We start from the raw sequence: 21,649 nt of genomic DNA on the forward strand, positions 1-21,649 counted from the left end.
GATGTTTTAAGGAGGCCCGCGCAAGTAGTCACTGTAGATGACGATCTTGAAGGGGCATGGTTCAGTTGAAAAAGCAAATTGGCTGCCGCGATCCCTGTGGGAGCGAGCTTGCTCGCGATGGCGGCGTGTCAGTCGGCTTCAATGTTGGATGTGCAATCGTTATCGCGAGCAAGCTCGCTCCCACAGGAATTCACCAAGACAGCGCTGTCTTTCAGGATCAGGACATTGGGCATTCATCACTTCTTTCAGCAGGAATGAGCTGGACGCAGAGGCTTGGGCATAACAAAAGAAGCGTTTCAGCAAACGGCGCAAGGATAATGTCCTGTTACAGATTGAGAAAGGGCTTTTGTTGACATGGATCATCTCGGATTTGGTAACAGTACGCCTGGCGCTGGAGCCTCACGATGAACGCTATGCTTCCACCACAAGAGCACCTCGGCTAAGGTGCGCGGCTTTACCCTTTTTTGCGCGAAGACCTCCCATGACCGAACCCAACAACAACCCGCTGCACGGCGTGACGCTGGAGCAGATCCTCAACGCCCTGGTGCAGCACTACGAATGGTCGGGCCTGGCTGAACGCATCGATATCCGCTGCTTCAAAAGCGACCCGAGCATCAAGTCGAGCCTGACCTTCTTGCGCAAGACCCCTTGGGCGCGAGAAAAAGTCGAACGCCTGTACATCAAGTTGATGCGCACCAAACGGCCGGTCTGAGCCGTCGTGGGGATTGATAGAGGTACTGGCCTCACCCTGCGCCAGCGCTTCGTTTCGGTAACGGCGCTGCTGGCCTGGGCGGGGTTGAGCATCCAGCTGTATCTGATCCTGCTGGGGCGCTGGGAACTGGGGGCGAGCCTGCTGGGCGGGTTGGTGAGTTTCTTCAGTTTCTTCACGGTGCTGACCAACCTGTGGGTGGCGGTGGTCCTGACCTGGGAGCTGACCCCTCGCCCAGCCCCGGCCCGCCGCTGGTTCCTGCAGCCCAGCGTACGCAGCGGCGTCGCCGTGAGCATCGCCCTGGTCAGCCTGGCCTACAACCTGCTTCTGCGCCACCTCTGGCAACCCGAAGGCTGGCAGTTCGTGGCCGACGAATTACTGCATGACGTGGTGCCCTTGCTCTACATCGCCTATTGGTGGCGGTGGGTGCCCAAAGGCCGCTTGCGCCTGGGCCACATCGGGCTGTGGATGATTTACCCCTTGGTCTATTTCGCCTATCTCCTGCTGCGGGGGGATTTACTGGCGGCCTACCCCTACCCTTTCATCGACGTGGCGAGCCTGGGTTATCCACAGGTGTTCATCAATGCCGGAGGGATACTGGCGGGATTCGTCGGGATTGCGTTGGGGGTGGTGGGGTTGGATCGGTGGATAGGACTCAAGGAAACACCATGATCCCCTGTGGGAGCGAGCTTGCTCGCGATGGCGGAGGCACATTCAACAGTGCCTCGCGCTGACCACCGCTATCGCGAGCAAGCTCGCTCCCACAAGGGGTTGTGTTCCATCTCCGACATCACCGCCTGGCCGGCAACATCCACACCAACCCACTGGCCTTGGCCCGTTCATGGCACAACGCCAAGACCTCGCGCCGTTCGTCGTTGTCCATCCGGCTCCACCGGGTGATTTCCGCCACAGTGCGCTGGCAGCCGGTGCAGATATCGTCATCGTCCAGCGCGCAGATGTTCACGCAGGGCGAAGGCACCGGGCGCTCAGGGGCGCTCATGGTTCCTGCTCGGCCAGGTCGCGGGCATAGCGCTGGGAATTGTGCACATAGTGCGCCGCGCTGGCCACGAGCATATTCTTCTGGGCTTCGGTCAATTCACGCACCACCTTGCCGGGCGAGCCCATCACCAGCGAGCCGTCGGGAATTTCCTTGTTTTCGCCAATCAGCGCGTTGGCGCCGATGATGCAGTGCTTGCCGATCTTCGCGCCGTTGAGGATCACTGCGTTGATGCCGATGAGGCTGTAGTCGCCCACCGTACAGCCATGGAGCATGGCGTTGTGGCCGATGGTCACGCCGGTGCCGATGGTCAGTGGATAACCCATGTCGGTGTGCATCACCGTGCCGTCCTGCACATTGCTGTCCTTGCCGATCAGGATCAGCTCGTTGTCGCCGCGCAGCACGGCGTTGAACCAGACATTGGCGCCCTCCTCGAGGCGGACCTTGCCCACCAGCGTGGCGTTGGGTGCGACCCAGCTCTGTGGGTGGGTGTCGACACGGGCATCGCCCAGGCGGTATTTCATGGGAATCCTCGGGGCATCAGGTATTGATGAAACTCTTTGGCGGGGTGTGCAAGTCGATCTCGGCGTCGTACAGCAGGTTGACCAGTTCGACGATCATGATCGCCGTCAGCCCCCAGATCTTGTACTCGCCAAACCGATAGCTGGGCACATACCAACTGCGGCCCTGGTAATCGATCCGGTGCGTGTGCTCGCGTGGATCCTTGCGGAAAAACTCCAGCGGCACGCTGAATACCGCCGCGATCTCGGCATCGTTGGCCTGGTATTCGACGTAGTCCGGAATCACCCCGACATACGGCGTGACCTTGATGCCATGCAGCGAGATCAACGGGCTGAGGGGGCCGATCACTTCCACCAGGCCAGGGGGCAGGCCTATTTCCTCCTCGGCTTCGCGCAGGGCGGTGAAGATCAGATCCGGGTCTTCCGGGTCGCGACGCCCGCCGGGAAACGCCACTTCGCCGCCATGGGTCGATAGCCCGCTAGCGCGCAGGGTCAGTACCAGTTCCGGTTCGTCACTGCGGGTGATCGGCACCAGTACCGCGGCTTCAGGGAAACGTCGGTCGGCCTGCAGGTCGCGTGGGGTGTGGTTGCTTACTCGATGCAGTAGCTCGTCCAGCATGAGACTTCTCGATTTATTCGCTACCTTGCATCATGCACCAATCATTCAAGCGGCCCAACCCCCGCACCGCGTCGTGTCGCGAAACGACAACTTGCCGACACCTGCCCGCGCACGCCAAGATAGGCGCAGCATTCAGGAACCCAAGCATGAAATTCTGCAGCCAGTGCGGTAACCCGGTGACCCAGCGCATACCCGAAGGCGACTCGCGCCTGCGCTTTGTCTGCGACACCTGCCACGCCATCCATTACCAGAACCCCAACATCGTGGCCGGTTGCGTACCGACTTGGGGTAGCAAAGTCCTGTTGTGCCGGCGTGCCATCGAGCCGCGGCGCGGTTACTGGACCCTTCCGGCAGGTTTCATGGAGAACGGCGAGACCATCGAACAGGCCGCCGTACGGGAAACCGCCGAAGAAGCTTGCGCCCGGGTGCGAAACTTGAGCATCTATACGCTGATTGACGTACCGCATATCAGCCAGGTACATGTATTCTTCCGCGCCGAACTGGTGGACGAGGATTTCGCCGCCGGGCCCGAGAGCCTGGAAGTGAAGTTGTTCGAAGAAGCAGACATTCCCTGGGACGAGCTGGCTTTCCGTACGGTGGGCCGCACCCTGGAGTATTTCTATGCCGACCGCCGGGCCGAGGATTACCCGGTGCGATCCGAATCGATCCCGCCGCTGGCTCAGCCGGCCAACACCTGAAAACCCATACAGTCGAAACACCTCTAGGGATATCGTTTCAATGCGCTGGTTGCTTGTCCTGTTCTGCTTGTCGTTCACCGCTGTGTCCCAGGCCGCCGCGGTGGGAACCTACAACGGCAAGGTCATCGAAAAAGTGCTGGTGCTCAAGTCCGCCCATCAATTGCAATTGATCAACGACGGCAAGCCACTCAAGACCTATCGCATTTCCCTGGGCAAGGGCGCCAAGAAAGGCCCCAAGCTGATCGAGGGCGACAAGCGCACCCCCGAGGGTTTCTACTGGATCGACTGGCGCAAGACCAGTGACCGGTTCTACCTGTCGATGCACATTTCCTACCCCAACATCAGCGACGCCGCCCGCGCCCGGCGCGAAGGCGTGGAACCGGGAGGCATGATCATGATCCACGGCACGCCTGATTCGGAAGAAAACCCTGAACAGCTGTTCCATACGCTGGACTGGACCGATGGCTGCATCGCCATGCGCAATGTGGACATGCGCGAAGTCTGGAATCTGGTGCCGGATGGCACGATGATCGAAATTCGTCCGTAGCCCTTGTGGTGAGGGGATTTATCTGTGGCGAGGGGATTTATCCCCGCTGGGCTGCGAAGCAGCCCCAAAAGCAGACAACTCAATTTGCCTGACACACCGGGTTGTCAGGTTTTGAGGCCGCTTCGCGCCCTAGCGGGAGCAAGCTCCCTCGCCACAAAAGCTCTCTGACCCAGCATCAAATCTTCGTTGCCTGATCTGGCCTCATCGCGAGCAAGCTCGCTCCCACAGTAGTTTTGTGTTGCACATAAACCTGGGATCGACACCTGCCCCCGTGGGAGCGAGCTTGCTCGCGATGAGGCCGGCACTTATTGCATCAAGGCCGAAGCTCTACCCGGTCCAAGGCCTTTCGCTACCAAAACCCCCAACTCAATCATCTGCGTAGCCTCGGACGACCGCCCGTCAGCATCGAAAAATAAAATCAAAAAATCCCATCTTCAGAAATTGCCTACAGATGAATACCAGTTCATCCGGTAGGCGTTGTCGCAGCTGAAGATCTTTGCGTTCGAATCCCATCCCCCTAATACCACTTCAATCCCACCCCGATAAAACCTTCTAACAATGCCTCTGGAACCCAGGAAAGCGACGTTGACATGGTATTCAAGTGGTATTAGCTTCCACCCCACTTACCGAGCGACAACAACTCAATAACCGCATCGGACACCGATATGAATGACATCCTGACCCTGCGCCCTGACGACACCCAACCCACGCCGCTGTACCTGCAATTGGCGCGTAACCTGGAGACGGCGATTCATGCTGGCCAGTGGAAAGCCGAGCAGGCGATGCCGTCCGAGCGCAGCTTGAGCGAGCAACTGGGCATTTCCCGAGTCACCGCCCGCAAGGCTTTGGAAGTGCTGTTCGAACAAGGCTTGATCCGCCGCAACCAGGGTTCGGGAACGTTCATTACCCCGCGCCTGGAACAGCCGCTGTCACGCCTGAGCGGCTTCAGCGAGATGCTGCGGCTCAAGGGGTTTGTGCCCGGTTCCCAATGGCTGGAGCGGGACATCACCCCGCCCACCCACGAAGAGCTGATCCGCCTGGGCCTGTCGCCCACCGACAAGGTCGCGCGGCTCAAGCGCTTGCGCAAAGCCGATGACACGGTCATGGCCATCGAGATGAGCACCCTGCCCGCCTCGATCATTCCGAAGCCACAGGCCGTGGGCGATTCCCTCTACGCATTTCTCGACGGCATCGGCAAGCCGGTGGTGCGCGCCTTGCAACACATCCAGGCCATCAATGCCTCGGACGAATTCGCCGCCCTGGTGGGCATCGCCCCCGGCACCGCGATGTTGCTGATGACCCGGGTCGGCTACCTGGAAGACAACACCCCCATCGAAGTCACCGACACCTATTGCCGCAACGACTACTACGACTTTGTCGCAGAACTGCGGCGCTAGACGACCAGAGAATTCCCATGTCCGAAGACAACATCCTCACCTGTGACGGCTGGGTTCGCGGCCGCCTGATCCATGCGCACGGCAAAGTCGTGTCCATCGAAGGCCAGCCCTGCGATCCGGCCAGCAATGACCTGCCCTACCTGCTGCCCGGTTTCATCGACCTGCACGTTCACGGCGGTGGCGGCAAGGACATCATGCAAGGCGCCTCGGCGTTCGAGACCATCGCCCGCACCCACGTGCGTTTCGGTACCACCGCGCTGCTGGCCACGACCATGACTGCGCCCAGCGAAGAGATCGCCAGCGTGCTGCAGGCCCTCGGCGAGTTCTGTGAGCGGCGTCCGAACGGCAGCGCCCGGGTCTTGGGCGTGCACTTGGAAGGCCCTTACATCAACCCTGGAAAACTGGGCGCGCAACCGAATTTCGCCCACACCGCGCTGCTGGCCGAGGTGGAGAGCTACCTGGCCCTGGCGCCGATCCGAGTGATTACCATCGCCCCGGAAATCGCCGGTCACGATGCCTTGATCCGCGCCCTCAGCGCCCGGGGCGTGCGCATGCAGATCGGCCATACCTTGGGCAGCTACGAAGAAGGCGTCGCGGCGTTGGCCGCCGGGGCCAGCAGTTTCACCCATTTGTACAACGCCATGAGCCCGTTGCATCACCGCGAACCGGGGATCGTCGGCGCGGCCCTGGCCCATGCGCAATATGCCGAGCTGATCCCCGACTTGCTCCACGTGCATCCCGGCGCCATGCGCGTGGCCCTGCGGGCGATCCCATGCCTGTACTGCGTCACCGACTCCACCGCCGCCGCCGGCATGCCCGACGGCGAATACAAGCTGGGCAGCCACACCGTGACCAAGTGCCTGGGCGGGGTGCGCCTGGCCGATGGCACCCTGGCCGGCAGCACCCTGACCATGGACCAGGCCCTGCGCAACCTGGTGAAAATCGGCCTACCCATCGCCGAAGCCTCCCAGCGCCTGTCCCAGTTTCCCGCCGACTACCTCGGCCTGCCCGAGCGCGGTCGCCTGCAGCCCGGCGCCTGGGCCGACTGCGTACGCCTTGACCGTTCCCTGACCCTGACCGACGTGATGGTCGAAGGAGAAGCCATTGACTTCCAAAATGCTTGAAGAGGCCCTGGCCTCCCATGAAGCGGTCGAGCGCCAGTTGCAGCGACTGGACCCGGTCCTCGAGGAAATCGCCGGACGCCTGCGCCGCCAGCCACCGCAAGTGGCAATGACCGTCGCCCGCGGCAGCTCCGATCACGCCGCCAGCTATTTCGCTTACCTGGCCATGCAGCAGCTGGGCATCCCGGTGGCCTCGCTGCCGATGTCGGTGGTGACCATGCAACAGGCGCCGCTGAAGGTCAGCGGCCAGGTGGCGTTCGGGTTTTCCCAGTCGGGACAGAGCCCGGACCTGGTGAACAGCCTGCGCTTGTTGCGCAAGCGTGGCGCCTTGAGCGTGGCCCTGGTCAACGCCACCGACTCGCCTCTGGAAGCCGCCTGTGAATTCAGCGTGCCGCTGTGTGCCGGCGTCGAGAGCAGCGTCGCCGCGACCAAGAGCTTCATTGCCACCCTCAGCGCCAGTGCGCGACTGGTGGCCCACTGGAAAGCTGACGCCGAGTTGCTCGAAGCCGGCGGCGCCCTGCCCGAGGGCCTGCGCGAGGCCGCCCGCCAGGACTGGCACAGCGCTGTCGACGCCCTGCGCGACTGTCAGCGGTTGATGGTGATCGGCCGGGGCGCCGGGTTCGCCATCGCCCAGGAAGCGGCGCTCAAGTTCAAGGAAACCTCGGCGATCCAGGCCGAAGCCTTCAGCAGTGCCGAAGTTCGTCATGGGCCCATGGCGCTGATCGATCATGACTACCCGCTGCTGGTGTTCGCCCCGCGCGGTGCCGAACAGGCCGGCGTGTTGAGCCTGGCCGCGGACATGCGCCAGCGCGGTGCCCGGGTCCTGCTGGCGGCACCTGATGACATTGTCGAACGCGACCTGACCTTGAGCCGCGCCGAACACCCGGCCCTGGACCCGATCCTGGCGATCCAGAGCTTCTACGCGATGGCCGCGAGCCTGGCCGTGGCCCGAGGCCTGGACCCGGACCAGCCACGGCACCTGAGCAAGGTCACCCGTACACACTGATCCGACTGCTTTTCAAACAAGAGCCTGAAGAGAGCGAGCCCATGCCCAACAACAATAAAGAGCTGATCCTCAGCGCCCCCCTCAGCGGCCCGGTGCTCACCCTCGCCAATGTCCCGGACGCGGTGTTCGCCAGCGGCGCCATGGGCGATGGGATCGCCATCGACCCGCTGAACGACACCCTCTATGCGCCTTGCGACGGTGAAGTGATCCACGTCGCCCGCACCGGCCACGCCGTGACCCTGCGGGCCGACAATGGCGCCGAACTGCTGCTGCACCTGGGTCTGGATACGGTCGAGCTGCAAGGCGACGGGTTTTCCATGCTGGTCAAGGAAGGTGCACGGGTGAGCCATGGCCAGCCGTTGCTGCGTTATGACGTGGATAAAGTGGCGCTGCGCTGCAAGAGCCTGGTCAGCCTGCTGGTCATCACCAACGGCGAGCATTTCCAGGCACGTCCCATCACGCTCAAAGGGGTGAAGGTCGGCGACCCGCTGTTGCACATCCTCGCCAAGACCGGCGGTCAGGCGGAACATCACGAACAGGATTGTGGCATTGAAGTGTTCGGCCAGGTCCGCATCGCCCATCGCGGCGGTCTTCACGCCCGCCCGGCAGCCCTGGTGCGCCAGACCGCGCAAGGCTTCAAGAGCCGCTCGCAGCTGCATTTCGGTGGCAAGTCGGCCTCCTGCGACAGCGTCATGGGCATGATGGGGCTGGCCATCACCGAACAGGCGCACGTGCACGTCAGTTGCCGGGGCAGCGATGCCGAGGCGGCGCTGCAAGCCTTGCTGGCGACCTTATCCACTGCCCTGGTGGAAGACGCCCATGCCAGCGCGCCGCCGCCCGAACCACCACGGGCTAATGCCGAAGCGGGCGTGTTGCACGGCGTATGTGCCGCGCCCGGCCTGGTGACTGGGCCGCTGGTTCGGTTGAATGGCATTCAATTGCCGCAAGACACCGGCGGCCATGCCATCGAAGACCAGCGACAACGCCTGAATGAAGCCCTGGCCCAGGTCCGTGGCGAGATCCACCTCACGCTGGAGCACGCCCGGGCCAGGCAGCACCGCGATGAAGAGGCGATCTTCAGTGCCCACCTGGCGCTGCTGGAAGACCCGGTACTGCTGGATGCCGCCGGCCTCTTCATCGAACAAGGCAGTGCCGCGCCCCAGGCCTGGAGCCGTTCCATCGACGCTCAATGCCAGGTCCTGCAACAACTGGGCAGCACGCTGCTGGCCGAGCGCGCCAACGACTTGCGTGACTTGCGCCAACGGGTCCTGCGGGCGTTACTCGGTGGAGCCTGGCAATTCGACGTCGCGGCGGGCGCCATCGTCGCCGCCCAGGAACTGACCCCGTCGGACCTGCTGCAACTCAGCGCCCAAGGCGTGGCCGGCGTGTGCATGGTCGAGGGCGGCGCGACGTCCCATGTGGCGATCCTGGCCCGGGGCAAAGGCCTGCCGTGCCTGGTGGCGCTGGGCGAAGCACTGCTTGCACAGGCGCCAGGGCAATCAGTGGTGCTGGACGCAGACGGTGGCCGCCTCGAACTCATGCCAACCGCCGAGCGCCTGGCGCAGGTGCAGCAAGCACAGAGCCGACGCACGGCCCTGCGCGCCCAACAACAGACCCTCGCCCACACGCCGGCGCGAACCGTCGATGGCGTGGAGGTGGAAGTCGCCGCTAACGTGGCCTCCAGCGCCGAAGCCGGCGCAGGCTTGGCCAACGGTGCCGATGGCGTTGGCTTGTTGCGCACCGAATTTCTCTTCGTCGACCGCCACACCGCCCCCGACGAAGAAGAGCAGCGCCAGGCCTATCAAGCCGTACTCGATGCCATGGGCGACAGGCCGGTGATCATTCGCACCATCGACGTGGGCGGCGACAAGCAACTGGACTACCTACCACTGCCCAGCGAAGCCAACCCGGTACTGGGCCTGCGGGGCATTCGCCTGGCCCAGGTGCGACCGGATCTGCTCGACCAGCAACTGCGCGCCTTGCTGCAAACCCGTCCGCTGGACCGCTGCCGGATCCTGTTGCCCATGGTCACCGAAGTCGACGAACTGCTGCACATCCGCCAACGCCTCGATGCCCTTGGCACCGAACTGGGCGTGGGCGAACGCCCGCAACTGGGGGTGATGATCGAAGTGCCGGCCGCCGCGTTGCTGGCCGAGCAATTGGCCGAACATGCGGATTTCCTCTCCATTGGCACCAATGACCTGTCGCAATACACCCTGGCCATGGACCGCGACCACGCCGGCCTCGCCGCCCGGGTCGATGCCCTGCATCCGGCGCTGCTGCGGCTGATCGCCCAGACCTGTGCCGGTGCCGCCAAGCATGGGCGTTGGGTCGGCGTGTGCGGGGCCCTGGCCTCGGACCCGTTGGCCACGCCCGTACTGATCGGCCTGGGTGTACGCGAACTGTCGGTCAGCCCGCCGCAGATCGGCGAAATCAAGGACCGCGTGCGCCACCTCGACGCCGCGCAGTGCGCTCGCTTGAGCAGCGAACTGCTGAACCTGGGCAGCGCACTCGCGGTACGCCGTGCCTGCCATCAACACTGGCCCCTGGGCTGAGCCACGTCGAAGAACAATAAAGGGAGAGACGCCATGTACCAGCATTTCATCGAAGGGCTGCAACGCCTCGGCCGGGCACTGATGCTGCCCATCGCGATCCTGCCCATCGCCGGCCTGTTGCTGCGCCTGGGCGACACCGACCTGTTGAACATCGCCATCATCCACGACGCCGGCCAGGCGATTTTCGCCAACCTGGCGATGATCTTCGCCATCGGCATCGCCGTGGGCTTCGCCCGGGACAACAACGGTACGGCGGGGTTGGCCGGGGCCATCGGCTACCTGGTGATGATCGCCACCCTGAAGGTGCTCGATGCCAGCATCAACATGGGCATGCTCGCCGGGATCATCAGCGGCCTGCTGGCGGGGGCGCTGTATAACCGCTTCAAGGACATCAAGCTGCCGGAATACCTGGCGTTCTTTGGTGGCCGGCGCTTCGTGCCGATTGTCACCGGTTTCAGCGCCGTCGGGCTGGGCGTGGTGTTCGGCCTTATCTGGCCGCCGATCCAGCAGGGTATCAACGGTTTCGGCGCCTTGCTGATGGAAAGCGGCAGTTTCGGCGCCTTCGTGTTCGGGGTGTTCAATCGATTGCTGATCGTTACTGGCCTGCACCACATCCTCAATAACATGGCCTGGTTCATCTTCGGCAGTTTCACCGACCCCGCCACCGGTGCGGTGGTGACCGGTGACCTGAGCCGTTATTTCGCCGGCGACCCCAAGGGCGGCCAATTCATGACCGGCATGTTCCCGGTGATGCTCTTCGGCCTGCCCGCGGCGTGCCTGGCGATGTACCGCAATGCCTTGCCCCAGCGGCGCAAGGTCATGGGTGGGATCCTGCTGTCCATGGCGCTGACCTCGTTTCTGACCGGTGTCACCGAGCCGATCGAGTTCGCCTTCATGTTCCTCGCGCCCCTGTTGTTCCTGGCCCATGCGCTGCTGACCGGTGTATCGATGGCAGTGACCAATCTGCTGGACATTCACCTGGGCTTTACCTTCTCCGGCGGCTTCATCGACATGGTCCTGGGCTGGGGCAAATCCACCAACGGCTGGTTGGTCATCCCGGTGGGCCTGGCCTACGCGGCAATCTATTACCTGGTGTTCGACTTCTGCATCCGCCGCTTCGACCTGAAAACCCCGGGGCGTGAAGAGGTGCCGGCAGGCGACAAACCGGCCATCGCCGAAAACCAGCGGGCCGCGGCCTACATCCAGGCATTGGGCGGCGCCGACAACCTGATCACCATCGGTGCCTGCACCACACGCTTGCGGTTGGACATGGTGGATCGCAACAAGGCGTCCGACGCCCAGCTCAAGGCCCTCGGCGCCATGGCCGTGGTACGCCCCGGTAACGGCGGGAGCCTGCAGGTGGTGGTGGGGCCGATGGCCGACAGCATTGCCGATGAAATCCGCCTGGCGATGCCCTCCTCCCTTCGCCCGGTCACCGCGCCGGTGCCGAATGTCCCTGCACCGACCACACCTGCCGCCCTTTCCAGCACCGAAGCGCAACAATGGCTGGACGCCCTCGGAGGCCAGGACAATGTCCTGCAACTCGAGTGCGTGGCGACGAGCCGGCTACGGGTGCGGCTGGCCGATGACAAGGGCTTGTCGGAAAGCCGGCTCAAAGGGTTGGGGTGTCAGGGTATGAGCTCGTTGGAGGGCGGTGTCTGGCACTTACTGCTGGGGGAAAAGGCACCGAAGTTATGGCAGGCGTTGGATGGCCTGACGCATGGCCGCAAGGTCGATGCCGGGGCCTAGCACCACCGTCCTCCCACTGGACTGCGTTGTAGGCGCTGTGTAGGAGCTGTCGAGTGCAACGAGGCTGCGATCTTTCCCCAGACACTTGAATCCCAAGCGAAAGATCAAAATCAAAAGATCGCAGCCTCCGGCAGCTCCTACGGCCCCAGCGGGAGCAAGCTCCCTCGCCACGGGGCCAGTGTTCTGCCGGGATTTTTGTATTCGTCTTTCGACTCATCGCGAGCAAGCTCGCTCCCACAGTGGCTGGATGTTGTTCACAAAACCTGTGATCGACACCTGCCTCTTGTGGAAGCGAGCTTGCTCGCGATGAGGCCGGCACTTGTTGCATCAAGTCCGAAGCTCTACCCGATCCAAAGCCTTGTCCGCCAGGAGTGTCCCCAGCTCAATTATCTGAACCACCCCCAACAACACATGCCGCCGAGAGCCATCCATATCAAAAGCCAGGTCGCTGATCATCGCATTGGCCGAAGCCAGGGTTTCGCTGAGGTTGGCCAGGAGGACTTCGGTATCGACAGCATCGCTCACGGTGAACAACTGTGGGGAGGGCTTGGGTTCTGACGGGTCTCCCTCGGGTTTGAGGTAATGGTCCAGCGCACGGTCAGCGGCTTCTTGCAGCTTTTCGGGGGCGTAGTCGCCGTAGGGGAAGGTGGATATGGGCTTGCGAACGTCCGAATCATCTTTCAAAGGAAAACTCCTTAAATAAATGGAGCCCAGGACAAATTGTCCGGGCCGGTGTCCTGTGATTCTTCGGTCGGTCAAGCCCGGTCGCTGAATTGGCAGCGACACCCAAAGGCTAGATCCCTCGCTTCCGAGGAACAACCCTAAAGTCTTGTCGGAAACTTCGGTGCGTCTGACAGACCACCGCACCTGTGGCGAGGGGATTCATCCCCGTTGGGCTGCACAGTAGCCCCTCAGCTGTTTATTCGCGTTTCTCGTCGTACCGCGCCATCAGTTCCAGGGCCGCTTCGCGGATCAGCGGAAGCAAGCTCCCTCACCACGGGCCCAGTGTTCTACCGGGATTTTTGTATTCATCTTTCGATTCATCGCGAGCAAGCTCGCTCCCACAGTGGCTGGATGGTTGTTCACAAAACCTGTGATCGACACCTGCCTCTTGTGGGAGCGAGCTTGCTCGCGATGAGGCCGGTACTTGTTGCATCAAGTCCAGATCTGTACCCAACCGAAAATTTAGCGAGCGCCTCCAAGACAAAACCCTCGATTAAAGGTCATCAAGCAGAACCTAGCAACTGTCAGAAATAACAGGTAACGGACAAACCAGACGGATTACAACCAACAACACAACCTGATTATTCGCCAATGCACCCAACTGAGCCGCTTGTTACAAAATCAGACGTTACAGCGCAGAACAGTCAACTATCCTTATCCCCACACAGTGAACCGATGCGCACCCCAGCGGCGCCATCGAACTGCGCAACAGGTAGTTAAACTGTCAATTCGAAGAATATGTCGTAACGAAGTATGTGATTCGATTGGCGTCCTCGTTTCAAGCTGAGGTGTCCAAATCATGAGTAGAAGCAACGGTTTTGTACGGGTGGCGACTGTCGCCGTGGTAACGGCAAGCGCCTGGCAAGTGGCCCCGAATACTTGGGCCGCTACTCAGGACTCGGTGCAGAAAGATGAACCCTGGTATCAGGCCTGGCTGCAGGTCACCGCGGACTCGAGCGTGGATATCCGCAAGACCGTACCCTCGTTACGCTGGCGTACCGACATGGATACGCTCTATCGAGGAGATACAACGGGTCAAGGCCTCAATGCCTTCCGGGACGGGCTACTGCCCAAAGCCGTGGGCTTCCCCGAGAATGAATGGAAATACGACTGGTACAGTCATGGGGGCGGGATCGCAAAATCGATATACAGCAGCACAACGCGCAGTAAGTCCATCGCCGAGCACTACGCCAGCGAATGGCTGTACGAACTCAATGCCCCCCATGGCGTCGATCAGCCGCTATCGGGAGGGCATTTTCCCGGCGAGGAGGAAATCAGCTTCCCAGGCGGTGTAAAGGGGCGCTTCATCAAAAATGCCTGCCGGGCACCCGATTTTACCGAATGCGTAACTAACCCAAACTACCGTGAACCCACTGGCCGCGAGACGAGGCTGGAGATCGCTGCAATGTCCATCGAGTGGAACCGAGTGGTGCCTCCGGAGGGCCTGGCATGGATAACGAACAAGCAGTCCCTCTGGGCAGTCGGCTCTACGACAATCAATCCCACGCAGGGAGCGGATGCGCTGGCCCGAGGGCTACGGGCCTGGAACTCTCTGACACCGAATCTGCGACAATCGATCTGGCCGGAGTCCCCCCTAGCTCAATCGGTCGTTGTGGCATTCAGCGATTATAGCGAAGCCAAGTTCTGGGCAACCCAAGAAGCCGCCAACGGGGGCTGGGTCTATGAAGTTAGGCCCAACAGCGTGGCAGTAGATTTGTCCGTACCTAACGTCGGCTCGCGTGAAGGCGCCTTCGCATTTATTGGCGGTATCAAAGGAGGCCTATTGATGAACGCCCGCCGCTTCGAGAAAGGCGTCAGTGAACCAGTCGAGTGCATTGGCATCGAGAAGGAAGCTTGCCGACTCGAGAACCGGCATCAATAGACGGGCTAGGTAGAGCCCCTGTGGGAGCGGGCTTGCTCGCGAAGAGGCCAGTACATCCAACATCAATGCAAGCTGACCCGACGCCTTCGCGGGCAAGCCCACTCCCACAGTTCATTGGCGTCGAGCACATATTTTCGGCCCCTGGAGGCTCGCTCCCACAGTTTCTGGATCCACTGGAACGTGGGAATCGGCTTGCGCTGGCGGGCATGGTTTTAGCTCTTAAACAAAAAACCCGCTGATTGAATCAGCGGGTTCCTCATTCGACGCGCGAAGGATCAAAAATCCTCCAGTCGCCATACTTCATACGCTGGCGTCTCGTAGGGATGGTTTTGTTTCAGCGCGTTCACCACCCCACGAATCAGCTCATCGGCAACGACAAGCTCTACCTTCCACTCCTCGACCTGCTCGACCTGGCCCGCCTCGCCAATGAACGGCTGGCTGCCGTCCAAAGGGCGAAACTGGCCCAGGCCCAACACTTGCCAGGCACAGTGGTCATAGTCGCCGATTCGCCCGCCACCGGCAGCGAATACGGCGCTTTTGACCTCGTCCACGTGGCTGGCCGGGACGAAGAAGCAGAGCTTGTACACCGCCTCAGTTCACCCAGACGCGGGCGTTACGGAACATGCGCATCCAAGGTGCGTCTTCGTTCCAGTCATCCGAACGCCACGAGTTCTGCACCGCGCGGAACACCCGCTCCGGGTGCGGCATCATGATCGTGACACGGCCGTCGCGGCTGGTCAGGCCGGTGATCCCGCGCGGCGAGCCGTTCGGGTTGGCCGGGTAGGTTTCGGTGACCTTGCCGTGGTTGTCGACAAAACGCAGCGACACGCAACCGGACAGGTCGGCTTCGAGCAAGGCTTCTTCGCTTTCGAATTCCGCGTGGCCTTCGCCGTGGGCGATAGCGATCGGCATGCGCGAACCGGCCATACCCTGCAGGAAGATCGAGTTCGATTCCTGCACCTGGACCATCGCCACGCGCGCTTCGAACTGCTCGGAACGGTTGCGCACGAAGTGCGGCCAGAACTCGCTGCCCGGAATCAACTCGTGCAGGTTGGACATCATCTGGCAACCGTTGCACACGCCAAGGGTGAAACTGTCGGTGCGCTCGAAGAAGCCTTGGAACGCATCGCGGGCGCGACTGTTGAACAGCGCCGACTTGGCCCAGCCTTCACCGGCACCGAGCACGTCGCCGTAGGAGAAACCGCCGCAGGCGACCATGCCCTTGAAGTCGTTCAGGTCGACACGACCGGCCAGGATGTCGCTCATGTGCACGTCGATCGCGTTGAAGCCGGCACGGTCGAACGCCGCCGCCATCTCCACCTGGCCGTTGACGCCCTGCTCGCGCAGGACCGCCACTTGTGGGCGAATGCCTTTCTTGATGTAGGGCGCCGCCACGTCGTGGTTGACGTCGTAGCTGAGCTTGGCACTCAGGCCCGGGTTGTCTTCTTCCAGCAGCGCGTCGAATTCCTGCTCGGCACACTCGGCGTTGTCGCGCAGGCGCTGGATCTGGTAGCTGGTTTCAGCCCACTGGCGCTGCAACAGGCGGCGCTGGCCTTCGAAGACGGTGTCGCCGTTGAAGGTGATGTTGATATGGGCGTTGTTGATCGGCTGGCCGATCACCGAGACGCAATCGGCCAGGCCGGCGGCGCTGAACTGGGCGAGGATGTCCGGGGTAGCGTCCTGGCGAACCTGGATCACCGCGCCCAACTCTTCGTTGAACAGGATGGCCGGGATTTCAGCCGTGGACTCGGCCACGCTGTCGAGGGTCAGGCTCAGGCCGCAATGCCCGGCGAAGGCCATTTCCACCACGGTGGTCAGCAAACCACCGTCGGAACGGTCGTGGTAGGCCAGCAGATGACCGTCGGCGTTGAGGCCTTGGATGACGGCGAAGAACGCCTTCAGGTCTTCGGCATCGTCGACGTCCGGCGCTTGCGAGCCGAGCTTGCCGTGCACCTGGGCCAGGATCGAGGCGCCCATGCGGTTCTGGCCACGGCCCAGGTCGATCAGGATCAGGTCGGTGGTACCCTTGTCCATGCGCAGTTGTGGGGTCAGGGTCTGGCGGATGTCGGTGACCGGGGCGAAACCGGTCACGATCAGCGACAGCGGCGAGGTCACGCTCTTGTCCACGCCTTCGTCGTTCCAGCGCGTGGCCATGGACATGGAGTCCTTGCCCACCGGAATGGTGATGCCCAGCTCCGGGCACAGCTCCATGCCGACGGCCTTGACGGTGTCGTACAAGCGGGCGTCTTCACCTGGATGACCGGCGGCGGACATCCAGTTGGCCGACAGCTTGATGTCGGAAATCTTGCCGATGCGCGAAGCCGCGATGTTGGTCAGGGTCTCGCCGATCGCCATGCGGCCCGAGGCCGGGGCATCCAGCAGCGCCAGCGGCGTGCGCTCACCCATCGCCATGGCTTCGCCGGTGTAGACGTCGAAGCTGGTGGCGGTCACGGCCACGTCGGCCACCGGCACCTGCCATGGGCCGACCATCTGGTCACGGGCCACGAGGCCGGTGATGGTGCGGTCGCCGATGGTGATCAGGAAGCTCTTGCTCGCCACGGCCGGGTGATGCAGCACCCGCTCGATGGACTCGGCGAGGTCGAGGGTGGACGGATCGAAATCATCGCCCAGCTCCGCTTCGCGAACCGCCGAACGGTGCATGCGCGGGGCCTTGCCCAGCAACACTTCCAGCGGCATGTCCACCGGGCTGTTGCCGAAGTGGCTGTCGGTGACGGTCAGTTGCGGCTCGGCGGTGGCTTCACCCACTACCGCGAACGGGCAGCGTTCACGTTCGCAAATGGCCTGGAAGCGTTCGAAGTCGGCCGGGCCGACCGCCAGGACGTAACGTTCCTGGGATTCGTTGCTCCAGATTTCGTGCGGGGCCATGCCCGGCTCGTCGTTCGGAATGTTGCGCAGTTCGAAGCGACCACCACGGCCGCCGTCGTTGACCAGCTCCGGGAAGGCGTTGGACAGGCCGCCGGCGCCGACGTCGTGGATGAAGCTGATGGGGTTGTGTTCACCCAACTGCCAGCAACGGTCGATGACTTCCTGGCAACGGCGTTCCATTTCCGGGTTTTCCCGCTGGACCGAGGCGAAGTCCAGGTCGGCCGAGCTGGTGCCGGTGGCCATGGAGGACGCCGCGCCGCCACCCAGGCCGATCAGCATGGCCGGGCCGCCAAGGACGATCAGCTTGGAGCCGACCAGGATCTCGCCTTTCTGCACGTGTTCGGCGCGGATGTTGCCCATGCCACCCGCGAGCATGATCGGCTTGTGGTAACCACGGACTTCCTCACCACGGGGGGTGGTGATGGACTGTTCGAAGGTACGGAAGTAGCCGGTCAGGGCCGGACGGCCGAATTCGTTGTTGAACGCCGCGCCCCCCAGGGGACCTTCGATCATGATGTCGAGGGCGTTGACGATACGCTCAGGCTTGCCGTAGGGCTTTTCCCACGGCTGTTCGAAGCCCGGGATCTGCAGGTTCGACACGGTGAAGCCGGTCAGGCCGGCCTTGGGCTTGGCACCGCGCCCGGTGGCGCCTTCGTCGCGGATCTCGCCACCGGAACCGGTGGACGCACCCGGGAACGGCGCAATGGCGGTCGGGTGGTTGTGGGTCTCGACCTTCATCAGGATGTGCACCGGCTCCTGGACCGCACCGTACTGGCGGGTCTCGGGGTTCGGGTAGAAGCGACCGGCAACGTTGCCGACGATCACCGCCGCGTTGTCCTTGTAGGCCGACAGCACACCTTCGTTATGCATCTGATAGGTGTTCTTGATCATGCCGAACAGGCTTTTTTCCTGGCTCTGGCCGTCAATGTCCCAACTGGCGTTGAAAATCTTGTGGCGGCAGTGCTCGGAGTTGGCCTGGGCGAACATCATCAGTTCGATGTCGTGCGGGTTGCGCTTCAAGCCCTGGAAGGCGTTGACCAGGTAATCGATCTCGTCTTCGGCCAGGGCCAGGCCCAGTTCGGCGTTGGCTTTTTCCAGCGCGGCGCGGCCGCCGCCCAGCACATCGATGGCGGTCAGCGGTTTGGGCTCGGCATGGCTGAACAGGCCCGCGGCCTGCTCCAGGTTGCCCAGCACGACTTGGGTCATGCGGTCATGCAGGCCTTCGGCGATCAACCGGGCCTCGGCCTCGCTGAACTCACCGGTGACATAAAAGGCAATGCCGCGCTCCAGGCGCTGGATCTTCGCCAGACCGCAATTACGGGCGATGTCGCTGGCCTTGCTCGACCACGGCGAAATGGTGCCGAAACGCGGCAGCACCAGGAACAGGCGACCGGCCGGCTCCTGGACGGGAACACTGGGGCCGTACTTCAGAAGGCGCGCGAGCACCTGCTGTTCGTCGCCGGTCAAACCGCCGGTGACTTCGGCGAAGTGAGCGAATTCAGCATACAAGCCACTGACAGCCGGAACCTTTTGGCTCAGTTGCTCAAGGAGTTTGCTGTGGCGAAAGGCAGAAAGGGCAGGAGCGCCGCGCAGGATCAACATCTTCGGGACAGCCTCGGGAAGGGGGTGTGCTTTGAGGCCGTGCATTCTAGCCTAAACCGCCGGCAACGGCACCCGAAACGGCACGCACGGTGCTGGCCGAATGTCGGTCTTTGCACATGCGGGGGTATTGGGCCCCCATACCAAGGTTCACGCAGAGATATTTTTCAGTGGCACAAAGCCCGCCACACCACGGCCGGCCGGTGTTGCGGACATGTTTTGCAACTGCTAGCAGACTGGCCTTTTGCTGTCGAGATATGGCGGTAGGGGCCGTTTGCGTATACTGCGCAGATGTTTTCCCCAACGGCTTTGCGTCCGCGATATGCCAAATGGCTGATCGCAACCGGACTCTTCCTGGTGCTCAGTGGTTGTGTTGAGAAACCCAACACACTGGAGCGCGTAAAGGAGGATGGCGTGCTGCGGGTGGTTACCCGAAACAGCCCTGCCACCTACTTCCAGGATCGCAACGGTGAAACCGGCTTCGAGTACGAGCTGGTGAAGCGCTTCGCCGACGATTTGGGGGTGGAGCTGAAGATCGAGACCGCTGACAACCTCGACGACCTGTTCAGCCAGATCGGCAAGCCCAACGGCCCGGTATTGGCGGCGGCAGGCCTGGTCAGCAGCGAACAGCGCAAGAAGCAGGTGCGGTTTTCCCACGCCTACCTGGAAGTCACCCCGCAGGTCATCTACCGCAACGGCCAGTCTCGCCCCACCGACGCAGCGGCCCTGGCGGGCAAGAAGATCATGGTGCTCAAGGGCAGCACCCACGCCGAACAACTGGCACAGTTGAAGCAGCAATACCCGGGCATCGAATACGAAGAGTCCGACGCGGTTGAAGTGGTCGACCTGCTGCGCATGGTCGACGAGGGCCAGATCGACCTCACCCTGGTGGACTCCAACGAAGTGGCGATGAACCAGGTGTACTTCCCCAACGTGCGCGTGGCCTTCGACCTCGGCGATGCCCGCAGCCAGAGCTGGGCAGTGGCCCCTGGCGAAGACAACAGCCTGCTCAACGAGATCAACAGCTACCTCGACAAAGTGCAGAAGAACGGCACGCTGCAACGCCTCAAGGACCGCTACTACGGCCATGTCGATGTCCTCGGCTACATGGGCGCCACCACGTTCGCCCAGCACCTGCAACAACGCCTGCCCAAATACGAACAGCACTTCAAGGCCTACGCCAAGCAGGAAAAAGTCGATTGGCGCCTGCTGGCCGCGATCGGCTATCAGGAGTCGCTGTGGCAACCGGCAGTCACGTCCAAGACCGGCGTGCGCGGCCTGATGATGCTGACCCAGAACACCGCCCAGGCCATGGGCGTGTCCAACCGCCTGGACCCGAAGCAAAGCATCATGGGCGGCGCCAAGTACCTGGCCTACATGAAGGACCAACTGGACGAAAGCATCGAGGAGCCCGACCGCACCTGGTTCGCCCTGGCTGCCTACAACGTTGGCAGCGGCCACCTGGACGACGCCCGCAAACTGGCGGCCAAGGAAGGACTGAACCCGGACAAGTGGCTGGATGTGAAGAAGATCCTGCCACGCTTGTCTCAGAAACAGTGGTACAGCAAGACCCGCTACGGCTACGCCCGGGGCGGCGAACCGGTGCATTTCGTGGCGAACATCCGCCGCTACTACGACATCCTGACCTGGGTCACGCAGCCACAGCTCGAAGGCGACCAGGTGGCCGAGGGCAACCTGCACGTGCCGGGCGTGGACAAGAGCAAGCCGAACCAGGAATCCCCGCAGCTTTAATTAAGTCACCACATCCTCTGTGGGAGCGAGCTTGCTCGCGATAGCGGACTGACAGTCAACATCAATGCTGAAGGTCAGGCCCTCATCGCGAGCAAGCTCGCTCCCACAGGGGATGGTGGCTGCGGTCAGGACTTGGCGGCAGCCAGGATCAGCGCTTTCATTTCCGCCACCGCCGACTTGAACCCGACGAACAACGCATGGGCCACCAGCGCGTGGCCGATGTTCAGCTCGTTGATGCCCTTGATGGCCGCGACGGCTTCGACGTTGTGGTAGTGCAGGCCATGGCCGGCGTTGACGATCAAGCCCTGGGCCAGGCCAAAGGCAACGCCATCGGCGACCCGTTGCAGCTCGTCAGCCACGTCGGTGGGGGTTTCGGCATCAGCGTAACGACCGGTGTGCAGTTCGATGGCCGGGGCGCCGACCCGCTTGGACGCTTCGATCTGCCGTTCGTCGGCATCGATGAACAGCGATACCTCGGCACCGATCTTCGACAGACGTTCCACCGCCAGGCTGATCCGCGATTCCTGCCCCGCTACGTCGAGGCCGCCTTCGGTGGTCAGTTCCTGGCGCGTCTCCGGCACCAGGCAGATGTGCGCCGGGCGGATGAGCTCAGCGAACGCCATCATTTCTTCGGTCACGCCCATTTCGAAGTTCATGCGGGTCTGCAGCACGTCCTTGAGCAGCAGCACGTCGCGCTCCTGGATGTGGCGACGGTCTTCACGCAGGTGCACGGTGATGCCGTCGGCCCCCGCCTCTTCCGCGTCCAGCGCGGCCTTGACCGGATCCGGGTAGCGCGTACCGCGGGCCTGGCGCAGGGTGGCGACATGGTCGATGTTCACGCCGAGAAGAATGCGATTGCTGGTGCTCACAAAAAGGCTCCTGAAGGGA

18 protein-coding genes are annotated in these 21,649 nt (G+C 62.5%); 11 read left to right on the forward strand and 7 right to left on the reverse strand.

All coding sequences use genetic code 11. The annotated features are described in order from the left end of the window. Positions 1 to 481: 481 nt before the first annotated feature. Together AB7M32_RS27245 and AB7M32_RS27250 are read left to right on the forward strand one after the other, a co-directional pair. The gene (locus tag AB7M32_RS27245; RefSeq protein WP_003205228.1) at positions 482 to 712 is read left to right on the forward strand and encodes a VF530 family protein; all 231 of its coding nucleotides are present in this window, start codon (positions 482 to 484) and stop codon (positions 710 to 712) included. 6 nt (positions 713 to 718) lie between these two features. Then, positions 719 to 1,381 (forward strand): Pr6Pr family membrane protein, encoded by a 663-nt coding sequence (locus tag AB7M32_RS27250; RefSeq protein ID WP_454251938.1) that lies wholly within the window; start codon positions 719 to 721, stop codon positions 1,379 to 1,381. Between the two features lie 118 nt (positions 1,382 to 1,499). Here the strand turns inward: AB7M32_RS27250 and AB7M32_RS27255 are convergent, their stop codons facing one another. Genes AB7M32_RS27255 through AB7M32_RS27265 form a run of 3 tightly spaced genes read right to left on the reverse strand, consistent with a single transcriptional unit; the run spans position 1,500 to position 2,846 of the window. Next, positions 1,500 to 1,709 carry a DUF1289 domain-containing protein gene (locus AB7M32_RS27255; protein WP_454251939.1) on the reverse strand — a complete coding sequence of 70 codons (210 nt, stop codon included), beginning with the start codon at positions 1,707 to 1,709 and terminating at the stop codon, positions 1,500 to 1,502. Beyond that, the gene (locus AB7M32_RS27260) at positions 1,706 to 2,230 is read right to left on the reverse strand and encodes a gamma carbonic anhydrase family protein (RefSeq protein WP_454251940.1); all 525 of its coding nucleotides are present in this window, start codon (positions 2,228 to 2,230) and stop codon (positions 1,706 to 1,708) included. Before AB7M32_RS27260 ends, AB7M32_RS27255 begins: the two co-directional genes overlap by 4 nt. Positions 2,231 to 2,246: 16 nt before the next feature. Continuing rightward, positions 2,247 to 2,846, reverse strand: a complete 600-nt coding sequence (locus tag AB7M32_RS27265; RefSeq protein ID WP_072409002.1) for a CoA pyrophosphatase — start codon at positions 2,844 to 2,846, stop codon at positions 2,247 to 2,249. A 146-nt stretch (positions 2,847 to 2,992) separates the two neighbouring features. Here AB7M32_RS27265 and AB7M32_RS27270 point away from each other — a divergent pair, with 146 nt between their 5' ends. From AB7M32_RS27270 to nagE, 7 genes are all read left to right on the forward strand, one after another. Beyond that, the gene (locus AB7M32_RS27270) at positions 2,993 to 3,544 is read left to right on the forward strand and encodes an NUDIX hydrolase (protein WP_053186956.1); all 552 of its coding nucleotides are present in this window, start codon (positions 2,993 to 2,995) and stop codon (positions 3,542 to 3,544) included. A gap of 40 nt (positions 3,545 to 3,584) precedes the next feature. Beyond that, positions 3,585 to 4,091: a L,D-transpeptidase family protein gene (locus AB7M32_RS27275; protein ID WP_072409000.1), complete on the forward strand. Its 507-nt coding sequence runs from the start codon at positions 3,585 to 3,587 to the stop codon at positions 4,089 to 4,091. A 665-nt stretch (positions 4,092 to 4,756) separates the two neighbouring features. Further along, entirely contained in the window at positions 4,757 to 5,488 is a 732-nt protein-coding gene (locus AB7M32_RS27280) for a GntR family transcriptional regulator (RefSeq protein WP_454251941.1), read from the forward strand. A gap of 17 nt (positions 5,489 to 5,505) precedes the next feature. Then, complete coding sequence (nagA, locus tag AB7M32_RS27285; protein WP_454251942.1) at positions 5,506 to 6,612, forward strand: N-acetylglucosamine-6-phosphate deacetylase; 1,107 nt, start codon at positions 5,506 to 5,508, stop codon at positions 6,610 to 6,612. After that, the gene (locus tag AB7M32_RS27290; RefSeq protein WP_454251943.1) at positions 6,593 to 7,615 is read left to right on the forward strand and encodes an SIS domain-containing protein; all 1,023 of its coding nucleotides are present in this window, start codon (positions 6,593 to 6,595) and stop codon (positions 7,613 to 7,615) included. Before nagA ends, AB7M32_RS27290 begins: the two co-directional genes overlap by 20 nt. A 41-nt stretch (positions 7,616 to 7,656) precedes the next feature. Further along, entirely contained in the window at positions 7,657 to 10,170 is a 2,514-nt protein-coding gene (ptsP, locus tag AB7M32_RS27295) for a phosphoenolpyruvate--protein phosphotransferase (protein WP_454251944.1), read from the forward strand. A 33-nt stretch (positions 10,171 to 10,203) separates the two neighbouring features. Further along, positions 10,204 to 11,919 carry an N-acetylglucosamine-specific PTS transporter subunit IIBC gene (gene nagE / locus AB7M32_RS27300; RefSeq protein WP_454251945.1) on the forward strand — a complete coding sequence of 572 codons (1,716 nt, stop codon included), beginning with the start codon at positions 10,204 to 10,206 and terminating at the stop codon, positions 11,917 to 11,919. Positions 11,920 to 12,246: 327 nt separating this feature from the next. Here nagE and AB7M32_RS27305 read toward each other — a convergent pair whose 3' ends face one another. Beyond that, positions 12,247 to 12,603 (reverse strand): DUF6124 family protein, encoded by a 357-nt coding sequence (locus AB7M32_RS27305; protein ID WP_454251946.1) that lies wholly within the window; start codon positions 12,601 to 12,603, stop codon positions 12,247 to 12,249. Between the two features lie 838 nt (positions 12,604 to 13,441). On the opposite strand from AB7M32_RS27305, the gene AB7M32_RS27310 reads away from it, so the two are divergent. Beyond that, entirely contained in the window at positions 13,442 to 14,524 is a 1,083-nt protein-coding gene (locus tag AB7M32_RS27310) for a scabin-related ADP-ribosyltransferase (protein WP_454251947.1), read from the forward strand. A gap of 275 nt (positions 14,525 to 14,799) precedes the next feature. Here the strand turns inward: AB7M32_RS27310 and AB7M32_RS27315 are convergent, their stop codons facing one another. Continuing rightward, a complete protein-coding gene (locus AB7M32_RS27315) occupies positions 14,800 to 15,111 on the reverse strand; it encodes an NGG1p interacting factor NIF3 (protein ID WP_454251948.1) in 312 nt (103 codons plus the stop codon). Between the two features lie 4 nt (positions 15,112 to 15,115). Next, a complete protein-coding gene (gene purL / locus AB7M32_RS27320; protein ID WP_454251949.1) occupies positions 15,116 to 19,012 on the reverse strand; it encodes a phosphoribosylformylglycinamidine synthase in 3,897 nt (1,298 codons plus the stop codon). 288 nt (positions 19,013 to 19,300) lie between these two features. Between purL and mltF the strand changes: the two genes are divergently transcribed. After that, the gene (gene mltF / locus AB7M32_RS27325) at positions 19,301 to 20,761 is read left to right on the forward strand and encodes a membrane-bound lytic murein transglycosylase MltF (protein ID WP_072408982.1); all 1,461 of its coding nucleotides are present in this window, start codon (positions 19,301 to 19,303) and stop codon (positions 20,759 to 20,761) included. A 125-nt stretch (positions 20,762 to 20,886) separates the two neighbouring features. Here mltF and pdxJ read toward each other — a convergent pair whose 3' ends face one another. Then, positions 20,887 to 21,630, reverse strand: a complete 744-nt coding sequence (gene pdxJ, locus AB7M32_RS27330) for a pyridoxine 5'-phosphate synthase (RefSeq protein ID WP_072408980.1) — start codon at positions 21,628 to 21,630, stop codon at positions 20,887 to 20,889. Between the last annotated feature and the right edge of the window lie 19 nt (positions 21,631 to 21,649).

It is taken from the genome of Pseudomonas sp. R151218B TE3479 (genome assembly GCF_053629195.1).

What these genes read in the sequence shown, in the direction of transcription:
- AB7M32_RS27245 (WP_003205228.1), top strand. Translation starts at nt 482, where the DNA reads ATGACCGAACCCAACAACAACCCGCTGCACGGCGTGACGCTGGAGCAG.
- AB7M32_RS27255 (WP_454251939.1), bottom strand. Translation starts at nt 1,709, where the DNA reads ATGAGCGCCCCTGAGCGCCCGGTGCCTTCGCCCTGCGTGAACATCTGC.
- AB7M32_RS27260 (WP_454251940.1), bottom strand. Translation starts at nt 2,230, where the DNA reads ATGAAATACCGCCTGGGCGATGCCCGTGTCGACACCCACCCACAGAGC.
- AB7M32_RS27265 (WP_072409002.1), bottom strand. Translation starts at nt 2,846, where the DNA reads ATGCTGGACGAGCTACTGCATCGAGTAAGCAACCACACCCCACGCGAC.
- AB7M32_RS27270 (WP_053186956.1), top strand. Translation starts at nt 2,993, where the DNA reads ATGAAATTCTGCAGCCAGTGCGGTAACCCGGTGACCCAGCGCATACCC.
- AB7M32_RS27275 (WP_072409000.1), top strand. Translation starts at nt 3,585, where the DNA reads ATGCGCTGGTTGCTTGTCCTGTTCTGCTTGTCGTTCACCGCTGTGTCC.
- AB7M32_RS27280 (WP_454251941.1), top strand. Translation starts at nt 4,757, where the DNA reads ATGAATGACATCCTGACCCTGCGCCCTGACGACACCCAACCCACGCCG.
- nagA (WP_454251942.1), top strand. Translation starts at nt 5,506, where the DNA reads ATGTCCGAAGACAACATCCTCACCTGTGACGGCTGGGTTCGCGGCCGC.
- ptsP (WP_454251944.1), top strand. Translation starts at nt 7,657, where the DNA reads ATGCCCAACAACAATAAAGAGCTGATCCTCAGCGCCCCCCTCAGCGGC.
- nagE (WP_454251945.1), top strand. Translation starts at nt 10,204, where the DNA reads ATGTACCAGCATTTCATCGAAGGGCTGCAACGCCTCGGCCGGGCACTG.
- AB7M32_RS27310 (WP_454251947.1), top strand. Translation starts at nt 13,442, where the DNA reads ATGAGTAGAAGCAACGGTTTTGTACGGGTGGCGACTGTCGCCGTGGTA.
- purL (WP_454251949.1), bottom strand. Translation starts at nt 19,012, where the DNA reads ATGTTGATCCTGCGCGGCGCTCCTGCCCTTTCTGCCTTTCGCCACAGC.
- mltF (WP_072408982.1), top strand. Translation starts at nt 19,301, where the DNA reads ATGTTTTCCCCAACGGCTTTGCGTCCGCGATATGCCAAATGGCTGATC.